This is a genomic window from Microcoleus sp. S13C4, from assembly GCF_036700865.1.
GTDB lineage: Bacteria > Cyanobacteriota > Cyanobacteriia > Cyanobacteriales > Microcoleaceae > Microcoleus.
Map to the genome: position 1 here is coordinate 140,274 of NZ_JAUBPS010000004.1, position 15,375 is coordinate 155,648.

12 protein-coding genes are annotated in these 15,375 nt (G+C 44.4%); 2 read left to right on the top strand and 10 right to left on the bottom strand.

Annotation, left to right across the window (positions count from 1 at the left end; translation table 11 throughout):
• The first annotated feature begins 477 nt into the window (after nt 1-477).
• Entirely contained in the window at nt 478-837 is a 360-nt protein-coding gene (locus QT996_RS03730; protein WP_333044620.1) for a hypothetical protein, read from the top strand.
• Between the two features lie 215 nt (nt 838-1,052).
• Here QT996_RS03730 and QT996_RS03735 read toward each other — a convergent pair whose 3' ends face one another.
• The 3 genes from QT996_RS03735 to QT996_RS03745 form a co-directional block, all read right to left on the bottom strand.
• On the bottom strand, nt 1,053-1,397 hold the full coding sequence (locus tag QT996_RS03735; protein WP_333044622.1) for an NAD(P)H-quinone oxidoreductase subunit M: 345 nt from the start codon (nt 1,395-1,397) through the stop codon (nt 1,053-1,055).
• A 79-nt stretch (nt 1,398-1,476) separates the two neighbouring features.
• Nucleotides 1,477-1,998, bottom strand: coding sequence for a hypothetical protein (locus tag QT996_RS03740; protein ID WP_333044623.1), 522 nt, complete (start codon nt 1,996-1,998; stop codon nt 1,477-1,479).
• 273 nt (nt 1,999-2,271) lie between these two features.
• The gene (locus tag QT996_RS03745) at nt 2,272-3,888 is read right to left on the bottom strand and encodes a TerD family protein (RefSeq protein WP_333044624.1); all 1,617 of its coding nucleotides are present in this window, start codon (nt 3,886-3,888) and stop codon (nt 2,272-2,274) included.
• A 25-nt stretch (nt 3,889-3,913) separates the two neighbouring features.
• Here QT996_RS03745 and QT996_RS03750 point away from each other — a divergent pair, with 25 nt between their 5' ends.
• Nucleotides 3,914-4,714, top strand: coding sequence for an ion transporter (locus QT996_RS03750; protein WP_333044625.1), 801 nt, complete (start codon nt 3,914-3,916; stop codon nt 4,712-4,714).
• Between the two features lie 219 nt (nt 4,715-4,933).
• On the opposite strand, the gene QT996_RS03755 is transcribed toward QT996_RS03750, so the two are convergent.
• From QT996_RS03755 to QT996_RS03785, 7 genes are all read right to left on the bottom strand, one after another.
• Nucleotides 4,934-6,310 carry an ATP-binding protein gene (locus QT996_RS03755; protein ID WP_333044626.1) on the bottom strand — a complete coding sequence of 459 codons (1,377 nt, stop codon included), beginning with the start codon at nt 6,308-6,310 and terminating at the stop codon, nt 4,934-4,936.
• A 108-nt stretch (nt 6,311-6,418) separates the two neighbouring features.
• A complete protein-coding gene (locus tag QT996_RS03760) occupies nt 6,419-7,774 on the bottom strand; it encodes a sensor histidine kinase (RefSeq protein WP_445304537.1) in 1,356 nt (451 codons plus the stop codon).
• A 738-nt stretch (nt 7,775-8,512) separates the two neighbouring features.
• A complete protein-coding gene (locus QT996_RS03765) occupies nt 8,513-9,079 on the bottom strand; it encodes a hypothetical protein (RefSeq protein ID WP_333044630.1) in 567 nt (188 codons plus the stop codon).
• 260 nt (nt 9,080-9,339) lie between these two features.
• Complete coding sequence (locus QT996_RS03770; protein ID WP_333044631.1) at nt 9,340-10,905, bottom strand: hypothetical protein; 1,566 nt, start codon at nt 10,903-10,905, stop codon at nt 9,340-9,342.
• Between the two features lie 233 nt (nt 10,906-11,138).
• The gene (locus QT996_RS03775; protein ID WP_333044633.1) at nt 11,139-12,515 is read right to left on the bottom strand and encodes an oligosaccharide flippase family protein; all 1,377 of its coding nucleotides are present in this window, start codon (nt 12,513-12,515) and stop codon (nt 11,139-11,141) included.
• 186 nt (nt 12,516-12,701) lie between these two features.
• Complete coding sequence (locus tag QT996_RS03780; RefSeq protein ID WP_333044635.1) at nt 12,702-13,490, bottom strand: TIGR03943 family putative permease subunit; 789 nt, start codon at nt 13,488-13,490, stop codon at nt 12,702-12,704.
• Between the two features lie 94 nt (nt 13,491-13,584).
• Nucleotides 13,585-14,664, bottom strand: a complete 1,080-nt coding sequence (locus QT996_RS03785) for a permease (protein WP_333044636.1) — start codon at nt 14,662-14,664, stop codon at nt 13,585-13,587.
• Nucleotides 14,665-15,375: the final 711 nt, after the last annotated feature.

A 15,375-nucleotide genomic window follows, 5' to 3' on the forward strand; every position in this document is an offset into this window, starting at 1 on the left:
AGACGATCGCGCGAGGTCCAATTGCTCGGCTTGAAAGCACGCTGTTTTCAGCATATTCCTGATAGTGGCAATTTCCGAAAAAATCGCGATCGTCAAGTGAATTGAGATTTTAGACTAACTATAATGGTAGGATGCTGGTACGTAGAAATCACCTGAGCCGATAGGTATAAATAAATATCAATTCTCGGTTTTCTCGCGAAGGGTCATCTGTACCTCGCGCCCTAGTTTCGCAAGAGAAGTTAAATTTAACCCTACCCAAAGACGGATACAAGCCTGCAGATTCATCTGTGGAGTCAATCTCAAATCTCAAATCTCAAATCTCAAATCGACTAACCGATGCCAGCCCCCGACAGGAGTGGTGGAGAGCAAAAAAAATTAGATATTAGTTCAAGCCCCCAGATTCATCTGTGGAATCAATCTCAAGTCTCAAATCTAAAATCGACTGACCCGCCTCTGCAAGCTGTTGAGTATTTAACCATGCCCTCACATGATCCCAGCGCCTTTTCCAAGAATTTGCCCGATCCGAAGCTACTGCCGGCAGTGGAAATAGACGAAATACTCACTAGCATTCAACATTCTCACAGTTTTTATTACAAAGTGATGAATCTTGAGGTTTGGGCGCTGGTGGAAACCTTGGATGGGATCTTTCCCGGCGCTTGGGGTCAGTTTATGACCAACCGCCAACTGGCAGTTAAACAGTTTTTGGAACGTGATCGCGTTCCAAATTCTCGGGTTGATGCTGGGGATGCGGGGGAAAAGTCCGAGGGCAGTCGGAAGAAGGAAGAAGCCAGGAGTCAGGAGTCAGAAAGAAGCAGGAAGAAGCAGGAAGAAGAATAAAAGCAGATTTTCCCAATTCTCCCTATCTCCACCTTTCCTCGGTATGCAAGTCTCAATCCCCTTCAATCCTCAAAGCGAGAGAGGAAACAGAACCCTCTTTTCCCCCCGTACTCCCCTGATTAAGAGCAGTAGGAGGGATCGAAACTCAGCTACAAGCGACATTTATTATGGGTTTCAATCTTAAGTTGACATAAATGCCGATCGCCCGATCGCCCTTACAGGTTAATTTTGGCATCAACTTGAGGTAATCCCATGCTGTAGTTGACAGCGCGGCTGTTGAGGTTGTAGCTGATTTGGCCTTTTTGTAAGAGCGATCGTACCAAGTGTTCCAACTCCGAACCGATACGGCGGAGGTTGTACTCGGTCAAATCTTCGCCCTCGTAAGCGTCTACGAGTTGGTCGAATTTGGCATATACCTGTTTGATGGACTCGTCATTCCAGTTAAGTTCGTTATCTGGGTCAATGTCGAGCGTCAAAAGGTCATTGCTGGGGACGAGTTCGTTATCTTCGAGGATGGCGGTGTATATGCGAATATGGCGGGTTGTTGACTTGAGCTGCATGAGTTCTTTCTTATGTGTAAAGATTTTTTGCTGAATTTATTGTAATGGCACAGAGGTACGCGGGGAGGGCGGGCGATCGTCAATTTCTCGGAATCCCGAAATATTTTAGTTGTTCGGCCGTCCAATTTTTGTAATAGTCAGTTTTCTCTAAAGCATCGGAAGCTGGCTTCAGCTTAGAATTTACTTGAACGGTGAAGCCCGGATACGGCATCCTCCTAGTATGAAGCCCGTCAATATTAAAATCTTCTTCGGGATGAGCGTGAAAAGCCAGCAAGCCCAACTCTGAAATCTGATTATTCAGTTTGTCTATCAATTCTTTAGTTTCTGGCGCAGTAATTGCTGTTTTTTGAGGATTAATTACTACCATTATTTCAAATTCAGAATGGTAAAATTCATAAATCGCTTTCATTATGGCCGAATCGCGATCGAACTCAATCAGCGCTGAAAACCGCTCGATTTTGAATAAGATTTGATTAGCCAAGCGTGCCTTTTTAGCGAAGGGACAAATCGGTAAATCGCTGAAAACTGGATGCGGTAACTCGACAAACTCGGTCATCCATCTGAGGGCGGATTCTATAATTTCTGTGTCAGATTCATTCATCGAAGATCTATGTATTTGATAATTAATACTAATCATAATCTATTTTTTGGGCCATGCACACCCCACTATTGGTCTCAATTTAAGACTGAAACCCATAATAAATGTCACTTCTCTCAAAGTCTCGATCCCCCTAAATCCCCCTTAAGAAGGGGGACTTTGAGTGCTTCCGGTTCCCCCCTTTTTTAAGGGGGGCTAGGGGGGATCTCCTGGTCAAGAAAACACGCCCTACTCCTGCCATTTCTAAGGACTCAAGTCCTGACTACAAACATTAATTCACTCGTGAATTGTGCCATCTGGCATAATTGCGCCTGCGAGTTTTGCATTTGCCATATTTGCTCCAACCCAGTTAGCATCTTTCAGGTTAGCTTTTTCTAGATTTGCATAACTCAAATTTGCTCCGCACAGGTTTGCTGAAGTTAAGTTTGCTCCACTCAAGTTAGCATTGTAAAAGCTAACTCCAGACAGGTTTAAGCCACTCAAGTTTTGACCGCTCAGATTAGCTTGAACAAGACTAGATCCGATCAAACTTACCACTTTCAAATTTACATTTTTTAGGTTAGCTCCATCAAGGTTTACTGCAACTAAACTTACCCCATTAAGCTTAACCCCCCTTAGATCAGCATAAGATAGGTTAACTTTAGTTACTTTGGCTTGACTTAAATCTGCTCCTATCAAATTAGCGCTATTTAAGATTGCCTGAGTGAGGTTGGCACTACTTAAATTGGCTGTAGTCAGGTTCGCACTATTCAATTGTGTCTCGCTCAATTTTGCTTGACTTAAATTCGCTTGAATCAGTCTTGCATAATTCAAATTTGCCTTAGTTAAGTTAGCGCCACTCAAGTTAGCTTGAATTAAATCGGCTTGTTGCAGATTTGTGGATTTCAAATTTGCTCCTTGCAGGTTAGCTCCTATCAAGTTTACCTTAACTAGGTTGGCATTACTCAGGTTGGCATTACTCAGGTTGGCTTGACTTAAACTAATAGGATATTCCAGAGTTTTTCCGCTCAAGTCTACTCCTGCTAAGTTAATCCCTGTAAAATCTCGTTCTCCCTCTTTGTACCGCTGCAAAAATTCCTCAGCAGCGATCGCTGGTTCCAGATTTTCTAGTGCAGAATCATCTATTTTTTCCTCTTCCTGAGATTGCACAGTATCCGCATTCACAGGAGTAGCAGCCCGCTGTTCTACCGCTTCTTTAGATACTGGAATCGGTGTCTCCTCGATCGCCTCTTCGCGCAATAACCGATCCACGCGATCGCTAAACCGCCTCACAACCTCAGCATCATCAAGCTTCTCACCAGCATTCGAGCTTTTCTCAACCGCATTCTCAACATAATACTTATCTACAAAACTTTGCAACCCAGCATTATATCCCTGTCCTACCGCCTGAAACCTCCATTCGCCATTCTTCTTATACAACCGTCCAAATTCTAAAGCCGTTTCTTGCGAAAATATCTGATTTAAATTGTACCGAACCAATTCGCTCAGAGTCTCTGAATTGTAAAGCCTGATAAAAGCATTTGTAACTTGACTAAAACTTTGATTCTTTTCCTGTCCCTCGTGAATAGTCACAACAAACACAATTTCCTGAATAGCAGAATTGATTTTACTCAAATCCACATAAACCGTCTCATCATCTCCGTCTATTTGCCCAGTCGCGCTGTCTCCTGAATGCCGCACGGCACCGTCTGGGGAGGTCAGATTGTTGTAAAATACAAAATACTTTTCATCGGGAATGCGACCGTCTGCCGCTAACATAAAAACAGATGCGTCAATGTCCCAGTTTTGTGCTGTTTGGCTGACTTGCCACCCCAGGGCGATCGCAATTTTACTGAAATGAGGAGTTTCTTTAGAAAGATTGAACCTTTCACCCTTAGTTAATTCGATACTCATATGCGATAATTCCCTTACCTCATAAATGGTATTAATTATCTCATCTATGTTAACCCGATCGCAAATTGGATTTTATCTCGAAGACATCGAAACCCCAATTGGCAGAACCGTCAATTTAACTCTTACCGGACTCATTCTTTTATCTTCCGCCAGCTTCATCGCCGAAACTTACCCGATTTCGGAAACTGTTAGAATTAATTTGCAAACTCTCGATACAGCGCTTTTAATCGTTTTTGCAGTTGAGTATTTATTGCGGTTGTGGTGTGCCGAAAATCGAGTTAAATTTATTTTTAGTTTTTTTTCTATCATTGATTTGCTGGCAATCTTACCATTTTTATTGGGATTTGTCAACGTCAGTTTTATCCGCATTTTCCGCTGGTTTAGAATTCTCCGACTCATCCGTTTTCTGGAATTAAAAATTTCTATTTTCCGCATCAGCAGCGAAGATGGGGTGATTTTTTCTCGAATTGTGTTTACTTTACTGGCAATAATTTTTGTGTATTCTGGTTTGATTTATCAAGTCGAACATCCGACCAATCCCGAAAGTTTTGGAACTTTTTTGGATGCTGTTTATTTCTCGGTTGTCACCATGACGACGGTGGGATTTGGCGATGTTACTCCGATTTCGGAATCCGGCCGTTTTCTGACTATTTTGATGATTTTGACAGGAATTGCTCTGATTCCTTGGCAATTGGGGGATTTGATTAAACAATTAGTTAAAAGTGCTAATCACGGAGAAGCTGTTTGTCAAGGTTGCGGTTGGTCTGTACACGATGCTAATGCTAGATTTTGTAAAATGTGTGGCAGTCAATTAGATAATAATTGACTGCTGACTGTTGACTGTTGACTGTTGACTGTTGACTGTTGACTGTTGACTGTTGACTGTTGAGTGTACTACAGATAACGGGTAGGGAAACCGCATTGCCGTGTCCTATACTTCATAAATCAGGAATACACTGTAACTTCTTCTCTCTTCCTTTTTCCTTCTTCCTGAAATCCGTTACATCCGTTACAGAATCCGTTGCCGAACTTCCCTCTTCCTTCTTTAAGCCAAGGGTAACAAAATTTCAAATTCAGTGCCGGTGCCTAACTCCGAGCGCATTCTGAATGCACCGCCGTGTTTGCCCGTCACGATTTGATAGCTAACAGCTAAACTGGTTTCTTTGAGGGCGCGTTTTTCCGTAGAAAATGATTCTATGATTTTTTTGTACTTGCTAGGTGACATTCCTGGCCCGTTATCTGCTATGCAAATCGAAACCCAGCGAACATGAAGTTTGTCTAAATCCGGCGCAGGTTCGGGACAGCAGACTTGAGTTGTGATTTCAATTTTAGGCTGGCGCTCGGCGTCTCTGAGTCCTCCACCTTTGAACTCTTTCGCCAATTCTTGACCGACTGCTTCATTAATTAATGTATGAATAGCATTGGTCAATATATTCATAAATACTTGGTTTAGCTGTCCTGCATAGCATGGCACAGGTGGCAGGTAGCCGTAGTTTTTCACTACTTGGATTTCCCTGGTCAAACGACTTTTGAGCAGCAAAAGTATGCTGTCTATGTTGGCGTGCAAGTCGGTCGGTTTGGGATAAACATCGTCTATGTGGCAAAAGTTTTGCAAACTGCTTGCCAGCTTGCTCAAACGTTCGGCTCCAGATTTGATGCTGGCAACAGTTCGGAGGAAATCGTTTTGCAAAAAGTCATAGTCTATCTCTTCCTTGAGCCGTGCTATTTCCGGCGGCGGCTCAGTACAGTATGCGTCGTAAACTGAGAGCAATTCCATCAAGTTTTTGCTGTAGTCGCTTACGTAGGTTAAATTCCCCCAGATAAAGCCTACCGGATCTAAAATTTCGTGGGCTACTCCGTTGACTAAACGCCCTAAACTAGCCATTTTTTCGCTTTGAATCATTTGAGTTTGGGCTCTTTCGTAGCGGACTTGAGTTTCTATGCCACGAATTTGCCAGTAGGCGATGTTTAGTGCGTTAGGGTCTAAGAGTCGGTAAGATTGGGAGTCTATTTGGACGACGATTGGTTCTGACTGCAATTCGGGCGATCGACGCAGAGCTTGTGGAGCTGCTGCCAAAATGGTTGTACTCTCTGCGACTAATAATATTTCGACCCGAGCGTAACTGTAGAGAACTTTCAGCGGCAAGTGCAAAAATAGCTCGGGGCCTTGGGGTTTGAGCAAATATTCCAGCAGTTGCCTGCGGGATATCATGCCAGCAAACTCTCCTGCTTCCATCAATACGACTCCCGGCACTAGGGGATGCTGTTCAAACATTTCGGCAACTGCCACAGCCAAGCAGCTCGATTTAACCTGAAAGTCATACAGGGGCAAATCCCAGAGGGTAGACTCTAGGGAAAGGTCTTGATGGCTGCCTTCGGAGAGTGAAGGGCCAAGGAGTTTGGAACTGAATTTATTTGCCACTTGAACTTTTAGTTGCCGAAACGCTGGGAAAGTGAATTGCGAACCTACTACTAAGCTAGCCTATCACTTCACTGCAGGAGCGAACAACCGAGAATATTCTTGAGTTAATCATGTTGTGCCAACTATAGGCAGGAGAATTTCAAATTCAGTGTTCTTACCTGGTTGCGATCGCAATTTCATTTGGCCGCCGTGCTTTTCTGTGACGATTTGATGGCAGATAGCCAGCCCCATACCGCTGCCTTTGCCTGCTGGTTTAGTGGTAAAAAAGGTGTCAAATATCTGCTGGTGATTTTCTGGGGGAATGCCGGGCCCGTTATCGGCAATGCAAATGGCCACCCGCTTGCCGTGTTCGGTTTCTATGACTTTAGTGGTAATTTCGATTTGGGGCTGCCAGTTGTCCAGGCACTGGGTCTGTATTTCTCGCTCGGCTGCGTACTCTGTCAGGGCGTCTAGAGCATTAACTAACAAATTCAACAACACCTGACTCAACTGACCGGAGTAGCCGCTAACTAGCGGCAGTTCGCCGTAATTTTTTACCACTTCTATGCTATTTTTAAAGCGGTTTTTCAGAATTAACAGCGTCATCTCCACGCATTCGTGAATGTCTGTCTCCACTGGCTTTGTCTCGTCCATGTGAGAGAAGTGGTGCAGGCCGTTAACTATTTTTAGCAATTGCGAGGCTCCCAACTCCATCCCTTCTAAGGTGATAGGCAAATCTTCTTGTAAAAAATCAAATTCAATTTCTTTTTTAAGGGCCTCAATTCGGGGACATGGTTCCGAATATTCTTCTTCATAAACCGACATTAGCTGAAGCAAGTTTTCAAAATAGGAAAGCAGAAAAGTTAAATTTCCCCAAATACAGTTCAGCGGATTTCGGATTTCGTGGGCTACTTCTGCTACAATCCTCCCCAAACTCGCCATTTTTTCTGTTTGGATGAGTTTGGCTTGGGTTTGTTTGTGGAGCAACTTATTTGTTAATTCGTGAATTCTTGATTGAGCGACCATTAATTGGTGTACGTCTAATAGTTTGTAGCTCTGAGGTGCTACTTCCACTACTACAGGTTCGTAAATTAATTCGGCGGCTCTGTAAAGCGATTCCTGGGCGGCTTCTACTATTAACTTACTGCCTGGAAGTATCAGCGGCTCTGGCTTGGAAAACCTGTATAATACCTCTATTGGTCGCTTAAAAAACATTTCTAATCCGTAGCGACGGTTAACTTTTTCAAAAAATAGACGCCTGGATATTATGCCTACAAAACTACCCCCATTTGTCAAAATGACGCCGGGAAGCATGGAATTTTCTTCAAAAGCCTGGGCTACTTCTTTTGCCTGTTGAGTTAATTCAATTTGGCAGTTGAAGAGTGGCAGGTCTATGAGAGTTGATTCTAAGGAGATGTTCCAAGTACAAAATTCAGGTATATGCAACACTGATAACTCCGAGCTAGTCTCACGCACAGCAAACATAGATGAAACCCCTGTTAAAAATTGTATTCATGAACAACTTAAGTTGCTATTAATTCGTAACGGGTAATTGGTAGCGGGTAGTTGCTAATTTGTGAAATTACAACAGCACCAGATGGGAAAACCCGATCGCAGTAGCATTGTCTGCTAAAGATTTTGTTTCTAAGTCAATATTAAACGAGCGAAGCTTTTGTGGAAATTACGGAGCACGCGCTTTAAACTTTTTACCATGATATACCTGCGCTCGCGTGTTTTCCGAAATTTTTTAATATTTATAACGAATTATTGTGATAAGTTATACCATTTTTTCACTGATAGAAGGGAATTGGAGAACCGCTTGCGGGTTATCAGGGAATATACGGGCATCCTTCGAGGGTTCGAGGACCGGGATTAGCCCTCGTCCAAGGAGCAGCAGGCTCCAACTGTCAAGACTAGGGCCCAGGCCAAAATCGGCACATTGTACAGCAGAAGGAAGTTCGGCCACGGATTCGCTTTCTTCGGGTGTAACCGAATGTAACGGATGGAAGGCTTTAGTTATCTAGGAGAGAAGGAAGAAGCCATGTTCCGCAAGGGTTTGTGGAATTAAGAACATCATAACCGTCGGCCGCAGTTCCTATACCACTACAAAGAAATGCAACTTTAGGCAACTTCCAACCTCGATGGTAGTCAGTTTTTTGCAATCTCAAATCTCAAATCTCAAATCTCAAATCTCAAATCTCAAATCTCAAATCTCAAATCTTCTTAGGGTTCCACCTCCGGCCAGAGGCGTTCTAGCTGATACCGCCAAGCGGCGAGAGTTTTTTCGCTAGACTCTCGCCCTAGTTCCATTCCACCCATCAATCCCTCTGCGTAGAAACGGTCTAAAGTCTGAAGGGTAGTTTCCACAGACTGTCCCTGCATCTTCGCAGCTTTGATGATTTCACGGATGCGGCTTTCTATCAAACCGCCGAAAAAGTCAGACAAACCTCGCTCTTGCAAAGCCAGCACTCTGGCGACGGCGGCCGAGAAATCTGCGGCCGCGAGTGTGGCACAACTGTGCTGAAATACTCCCCACAAAACGTTTTGATGTAAGGCGTAGCGAGTTTCCAGGGTGGTGTCAAAGTTAGCTTCTAGGAGTTTATCAAAAAATGGTTGAGCTTCCTGGGCATCGGCGATCGGCAGCAAAATCCGCAGCCAAGTCCCATCTTCTGAAAGGAGGACTAACAGGCGAAAATTGGGGGTTTCTACTTGCCAAGAAGTAGCAGCCGGCATCTCAACACTGTCACCAAATAAGTCTTTAAGGGTATTGCTAATTTCTTCGGGAGTCATGCGAATTTTAGATTTTAGGTTTGAGGTTTTAGATGTGAAATTGCAGGCTGGTGAGTTGGTTTCAAAAGTTTGTAATATTTACCAGTATGGCTTAGTATTAACTCAATTTCAAATTTCCAATCTCAAATCTCAAATCAATTTAGTAAAAGTAGGGTGTGCACCGCGCACATTTCAACGCTTGGTGTTTATGGGCGCACCTTACCCTGATATTTACCAATATCGGTCAATCTCAAATCTCAAATCTCAAATCTCAAATCAATTTAGGGAAGCCAGCGGGGGTGATAGCCGGCAAAGGGAAGTTCTTCTGGCTGTAGTTTTGCGGGAGAACCATCTGCGGGTATTTCTACTAAGGGTAGTAGCCAGAGGCGGCTGGTGGCGATCGACTGTCCGCTATCATTGCGGGGACTATCTGCTGCTGAGGGATTTGCTGCTGTGACTGATTGGTCGAAAATTAATGCCAGCCCATCGGGAGATAAACTGATTTGGGTATCTAATTGGTTGGGCAAAACCAGCAGCGGTTTGATGGTTCCGACTAAACGACTGCCCTCTTTTTTGAGGTCGATGGTGGCGATGAAAGGCTGTTCTTTGTAGCTTTCTGTTTTGAGACGTTGGGCTAACAAACAGTATAGACGCTGAACTTGGTTGTCTTGGTTTTTGCGGGGGTCGAAATAAACGGCCATAATGCTGCCGGGAATACGCAATATTTCTTGTTCCACACCTTGGTTATCTAAGATGAAAAGCGATCGAGTAAAGTCGCTGTTGTATTTAACATAGGCGGCGGCAGAGTTGTCGCGGGCCATCCCCAATACTTGTTCGTATTTTGGCAAAAATTCTACTGGGTCTGCTTCCGGTTTGAGGGGGACGATCGCTAATCCTTGTTTTTGAGATATTACCATCGATTTACTGTCGGGGCGAATCATAAAATCTCCGCCTTGTTCCTTTTCCAATGGTCGGGGTACCTGTTTTTCTTCCAAAATCCAAGGAGTGAAATCGCCGGGATTGCTGCGGTTGACGCGCTGGACAACTATGATTTTTCCGTCGGCTGAGAGGTCGAATTTGAGGTTTTGGTAATCTTTGGAGTCTAAGATTTTGTCGATTCTACCGGCTGGGTATTTTTGTTGAGTTCCTGATCCCGATTGGGGGTTGAGGCCGGTGGTGACTGTGAATAGTTCTTGATTTAGGGTGCCACGAGTACGGGCGATGGATCGATCGGTGGCGGAGAATAAAATGCGATCGCTGTCGGGATACGGTTTAAAATCGGTAACGACTAAATCTGTGGGAGTTAGGGGTATCGGTTTTGAGTCGCTGCTGGTGAGATTGACTAGCATTAATCTGCTTTCTGTTTCGCCTTGGACGCCGATGTAAGCAAAAGCTCGATCGCGGCTGCGAAAGGAACTGCTAAACGGTTGCATTGGCGTTCCTTTATTTTGGTTTTTTTCTGCGAAATACTTATCGGTTGCTCCGGCGAGTTTTAATGTGTAGGTAACGCCGTAGGGTGCTGGATCTTTGAGGGTGTAAGCCATGCGTCTTCCAGCCCAACTAAATTTACCGGGGAGGGGGGGTTCTAGCTTGAAGTTTTCCTCGACGGTGGAGTGGTTCATCGGCCGAAAGAAGGTGAGGATAAAGCCGGTATCTTCGGCGCCGATTTGTTTGTTTTCCCAGGTAAATTCTCGCACTCTGGGTGCTGTGTGATCGCCACTCAGCAGCAGCAGTCCGATAAAAACGCTCAGCACTAGCATGAGGAAGATGGCCGTGCGGTCGATCGGCTGTTTGAATGGCAGAATAGCGAAGGGTGAAGGATTAATTTTTTTCTTAAAAATACTCACAAATCTTTCTCTCCTATTTCTGCTGAAAATTAACTGCCAAATTTTCCCTATGATATTTTACATTTTTGGACCCACTCCTAACACTCACAAAGCCATTTTTTTACCACAGTAAATGGCTGCAACGAGTTATTTTCCGTAACCCACCTAGTTTTTGAAACTTGTGGTGCCTCCAGGACTGAATAAAACTTAAGATATTAAGTAGGTGGGACACGCAGCACTTTCAACAGGTTTGTTTACTGAAACAGTTGATTGATAGGTATTAAATCCATCGGTGATATTTTATCAATCGGCAGACCCAAACCAAAAGCCACTCTACACCAAATTAGAGTGACCAGCACCCCTACAAACAGCCCTGTTAATTGAATATCCTGCCAAAAACAAGTTAGTCCTTCTCGCCACAAACCGTAGTTAGTTACTGCATAGGTAGGAAGGTCGCCGAGAGCTACAGCAATCACGGCACCTAAATTACCTTTTAAGTGATATCCCAGCGGTATACTTATACATAGATTCACAAAAGTCACCAGATTGCCCATAGCTGCGTACTGAGACTTTCCTACGGCTAACAGACAAGAAGCCATCATATTGTGGAGGGTGGTGTGCCAGATACCTAAAGCCAAGATGGGCATCATCCAAGATGCCGCCGTATACTCTTTTCTGTACAGTGTTAAAATTAGCATATCTCCGAAGCTCACAAAAATTGCTAAACCTACCGCTAACGGTATTAGAATTAGCTTGCGGTTCTTGAGTATCTTCGCGCGCAACTCCTCCCGCGGCAACTCGGCCAGCATAGAAATCGAGGGGAAAATCACCTTGCCGCTAATGGCGATGATGACTTGGCGCGGCATATCTCCCAGGGTAAAAGCGATGCCGTAAATCCCCAACATTGTTAAAGTAAATATTTTACCGAGGATGAGTCTATCGGCTTGAGAACACAAGAAAAACAAAGCCGTAGACAAAAATATCCATTTGCCATAAGAAAATATTTCTTTAGCTGCTTCTTTATCCCAAGCAAAACGGTTTGACTTGCCGGGAATCAAAAAATGGCTCCCTACTAACTCCATTAAAGCTCCAATAAAGCCACCGACGATGATCGCCCAGATGCTGCGATCGAACCAGGCCCAGACAACCATCACTGTAGTAGAAACTATCTGTATGACCAACTGAAAAATTACTACTCTCTTGAGTGCCATCTGCCGGTTGAGGCTGGATATAGCAGTCGAGTTGAACCCTGTTATTAGGGTATTTATACCTATTATTGGAATCAACCACAGGAGACGGGGATCTTCATAAAAACTAGCAACTGGGTAAGTAATTATAATCAAACCAATAAAAATGAAAAAGCTGCGAATGACTTGCAGTGTCCAAGCGGTATTGAGAAATTCACGCTCTTCCCCGCGTTTGTTCTGGATGATGCTTGGGCCTAGACCTATGTCTGAGAATAAGTGGATCCCTGTGATGAAAACGTAGGCTAGATTCATCAGACCAAATAGTTCTGGCACAAGCAGACGTGTCAGGATTAGGTTGCTGGCAAATCGGATAATTTGACTGCTTCCATAGCTGGCGATCGTCCACGCAGCACCTTTGATAGCTAATTTTTTTCCAGATGACATATACTGACAATTTATTTACTAATGACGAGTTTAGTTGCTGAATTTCCTTTTGGCAACTCCTACAGGATGCTGTTGCAACTTTATATAGCTGACTGTACATTATTTTAATTGGCATAGGTCGGACGGGCCGGGAATGTCTATCCCAAAATCAGAAAGGTAAAATTTTATCTCCAGCTTGCTCCACATCTAATAATCATAAGGGTTTTTTGGTTCGGAAATTGGTTTGAGGGAGGATGCTTGAATTATTAATTTGCGCTTGCCTTGCAGTTCTTCTACGATCGTTTCTCCTTCTATTTCTAGCCAACTGTCTGGGGCAAAGGCGGTGCGGCTTTGACCTATCCGTAATTTTACGGGCAACCCGATCGGATAGGCGTCTGCCGCGCAGCAAGTAATGATAAAACGCCCAATCCACATATATTGTTCTGCTATGTTAGGGGGGTGAATTACAAATCCTTGAACTTTTACTTTTTGACCTCTGTATATATCGGGTTCGGGGTTGAAATTTAACAGTCGCACCCATTCGACGAGCGATCGCAGTTCTGGTTTTGTAGTATTGCGAAATTCTTGGGGTTGCAGTCTGGTGATTGGCAGGGATTCGGTGAGGCCTCGTTCTAATGCTGTCTGGCTGGTAAAAGTGCGTGGTGTTGTTGCTAAACCTATTAATGCGACGCTCAACATTAAGGTGCTGCCGATGCTGGGGGGAAACAAGGTAACGTGTTCAACTTCGGTGACTCTGAGAGAGTTATTTGCTGGTGATGTCCGCGATTGCTTTGTGGTGCGATCGAGTTTTACGAGTTCCCAAGTTTTTAAACCGCCAATAACCATTAAGCCGATTCCTCCTGCTAGAGTCAAGCCAAAGTAATTCGGGTGAATGAGAATGCTTAATTTGCCGGTTATCCAATATTTAAGAAGCAGTATTCCCCACGCTAACATAGCGAGGGCCTCCAGCCAGGGGCTAATTTTTTTAAGATTCATTTTTTAAGAGTCATTGAGAATGGGGAATGGGGAATTGGGAATGGGGAATTTGGAATTGGGAATCTATCGTTAGTTGTCAGTCCCGGCTAATTTATTAACCTAGATACAAGTTGACAGCGAGGGTCATTAAAAAAGTTAACTGAGCTGCCAAGACAATTAAGTAAACTACGGCTCGACCTTTAAAAATTGACAGCATTAAACCAATGCCTTTGAGGTCAATCATCGGACCGAACACGAGAAATGCTAATAGCGAACCGCTGGTAAATGTGGAAGCAAAAGACAGGGCAAAAAAGGCATCTACTGTAGAACAAATCGACACGAGTGCGCCTAATATCAGCATGGCGAAAATTGAAGAAATAGGGCCTTGGCCGAGGTTGAGAATTAGTTCGCGGGGTACGCCAACTTGAATGATGGCTGCGATCGCACTTCCGATTACCAACACTCCTCCCAATTCGCGCAACTCCTGCACCATCGTATCTAAAAGCAGGCGCAGACGCTCTTTAGAAACGCGGTGGAACATTGAGGAACGTTTCGATGTTTTTTCTGTTTGGCCTGTTTGTAATGGCTTCCAGTCGTCTTGTAGCAAAGATTCGATCGGCACCGCCCCCCCCGGCTGACCGAGCATAAATGTTCCCGACTGCAACAGCAGCGGAGTGTTGGCTTGGACGATATCTTTTTCGGAAAACTCTGGTTTTGGGAGGGGAATCGCGCGGGCTACAGAGGGGTGCAGCAGAGGCCGCAAGTCTTTTTGGGTGCTGAACACCCAGCCGATAATTGTGGCTGTGATTAGGGAAAATACCACCCGCAAAACTACAATTTCTGGCTGATCGCGAAATGCCGTCCAAGTCGCCCAAATTACCACGGGGTTGATGGTGGGGGCTGCGAGCAAAAAGCCGATCGCGGCTGGTGCGGGCACTCCCTGCATCAGTAACCTGCGGGCTACGGGCACGTTACCGCACTCGCACACAGGAAACAAAAAGCCGATCGAACTGCCCATCAAAGCCCCCAGTAGCGGGTTTCGCGGGATACGGGATACGAGCTTGCGTTCATCTACAAACCCCAGCAGCAAACCTGAGAATAAGACTCCTAGCAGCAGAAAAGGTATTGCTTCTACTAACAAGCTGAGAAACAGGGTGAAAGCATTGTTTAACTGATTTGTCAGGGCGGGTTGCATCGATCACCTACTGGTAAATTGCTATTTAGTTACACGTCTTTGGCAGAACCCCTTGTAGATCATACCAAATCATGGCACTAAGTTAAGATCCAGTTAATTTTTTTTAGCCGTTTTTTTGCTGAATTTTGTAGACCTTCTAGTTTAATCAATGCAGATGCCTTGAATAATTTGAACGGGTTAAACTGGTTTGAATTTGACTAAAATTTTATTCATATCCGCATCGTACAGCCAATCAATAATTGACTTTGCCAACCGTAGCAGATTTGATGGATCTTTGGGTTAACAATAATTGATTGAAGAACCAATGCCAAGGCAGATTTTGCAGATTGCGGGCGAGGCTAACTGTTTTATATAACGATTGTTATAAAATTGGTTTGTAGCGATGACTTTAGTTTTTACTACAAACCTATAGGGAACGCGCTGGCAGGTGTGTCGCTGGCGGAGCATTACGGGGGGTTGCGAGTACCGGAGCGGGGAGATGGGATGCAATCGCCTCAAATACCTAGCTTGCAAGGCGTCCCGCCATCGCGATTGCAAGCTAAAACTCCGGGACGCGACCCCGCGAATTTCTGCTTTTAACTTGTCTGGTGACGGGCTGCATCGTGTTAGCGATCGGGCAATTCCGATTTTCCTCTAAGCTGTTGCACATTTAAACTGTGATACACGCATTGCCCTTATTTTTGATTTTACGACCCCACTTAATTATTAATT

Bases quoted from the DNA above. Each gene is read 5' to 3' on its own strand.
- QT996_RS03775 (WP_333044633.1), bottom strand. From the start codon at position 12,515: ATGTCATCTGGAAAAAAATTAGCTATCAAAGGTGCTGCGTGGACGATC.
- QT996_RS03740 (WP_333044623.1), bottom strand. From the start codon at position 1,998: ATGAATGAATCTGACACAGAAATTATAGAATCCGCCCTCAGATGGATG.
- QT996_RS03750 (WP_333044625.1), top strand. From the start codon at position 3,914: ATGGTATTAATTATCTCATCTATGTTAACCCGATCGCAAATTGGATTT.
- QT996_RS03745 (WP_333044624.1), bottom strand. From the start codon at position 3,888: ATGAGTATCGAATTAACTAAGGGTGAAAGGTTCAATCTTTCTAAAGAA.
- QT996_RS03730 (WP_333044620.1), top strand. From the start codon at position 478: ATGCCCTCACATGATCCCAGCGCCTTTTCCAAGAATTTGCCCGATCCG.
- QT996_RS03780 (WP_333044635.1), bottom strand. From the start codon at position 13,490: ATGAATCTTAAAAAAATTAGCCCCTGGCTGGAGGCCCTCGCTATGTTA.
- QT996_RS03735 (WP_333044622.1), bottom strand. From the start codon at position 1,397: ATGCAGCTCAAGTCAACAACCCGCCATATTCGCATATACACCGCCATC.
- QT996_RS03760 (WP_445304537.1), bottom strand. From the start codon at position 7,774: ATGTTTGCTGTGCGTGAGACTAGCTCGGAGTTATCAGTGTTGCATATA.
- QT996_RS03765 (WP_333044630.1), bottom strand. From the start codon at position 9,079: ATGACTCCCGAAGAAATTAGCAATACCCTTAAAGACTTATTTGGTGAC.
- QT996_RS03785 (WP_333044636.1), bottom strand. From the start codon at position 14,664: ATGCAACCCGCCCTGACAAATCAGTTAAACAATGCTTTCACCCTGTTT.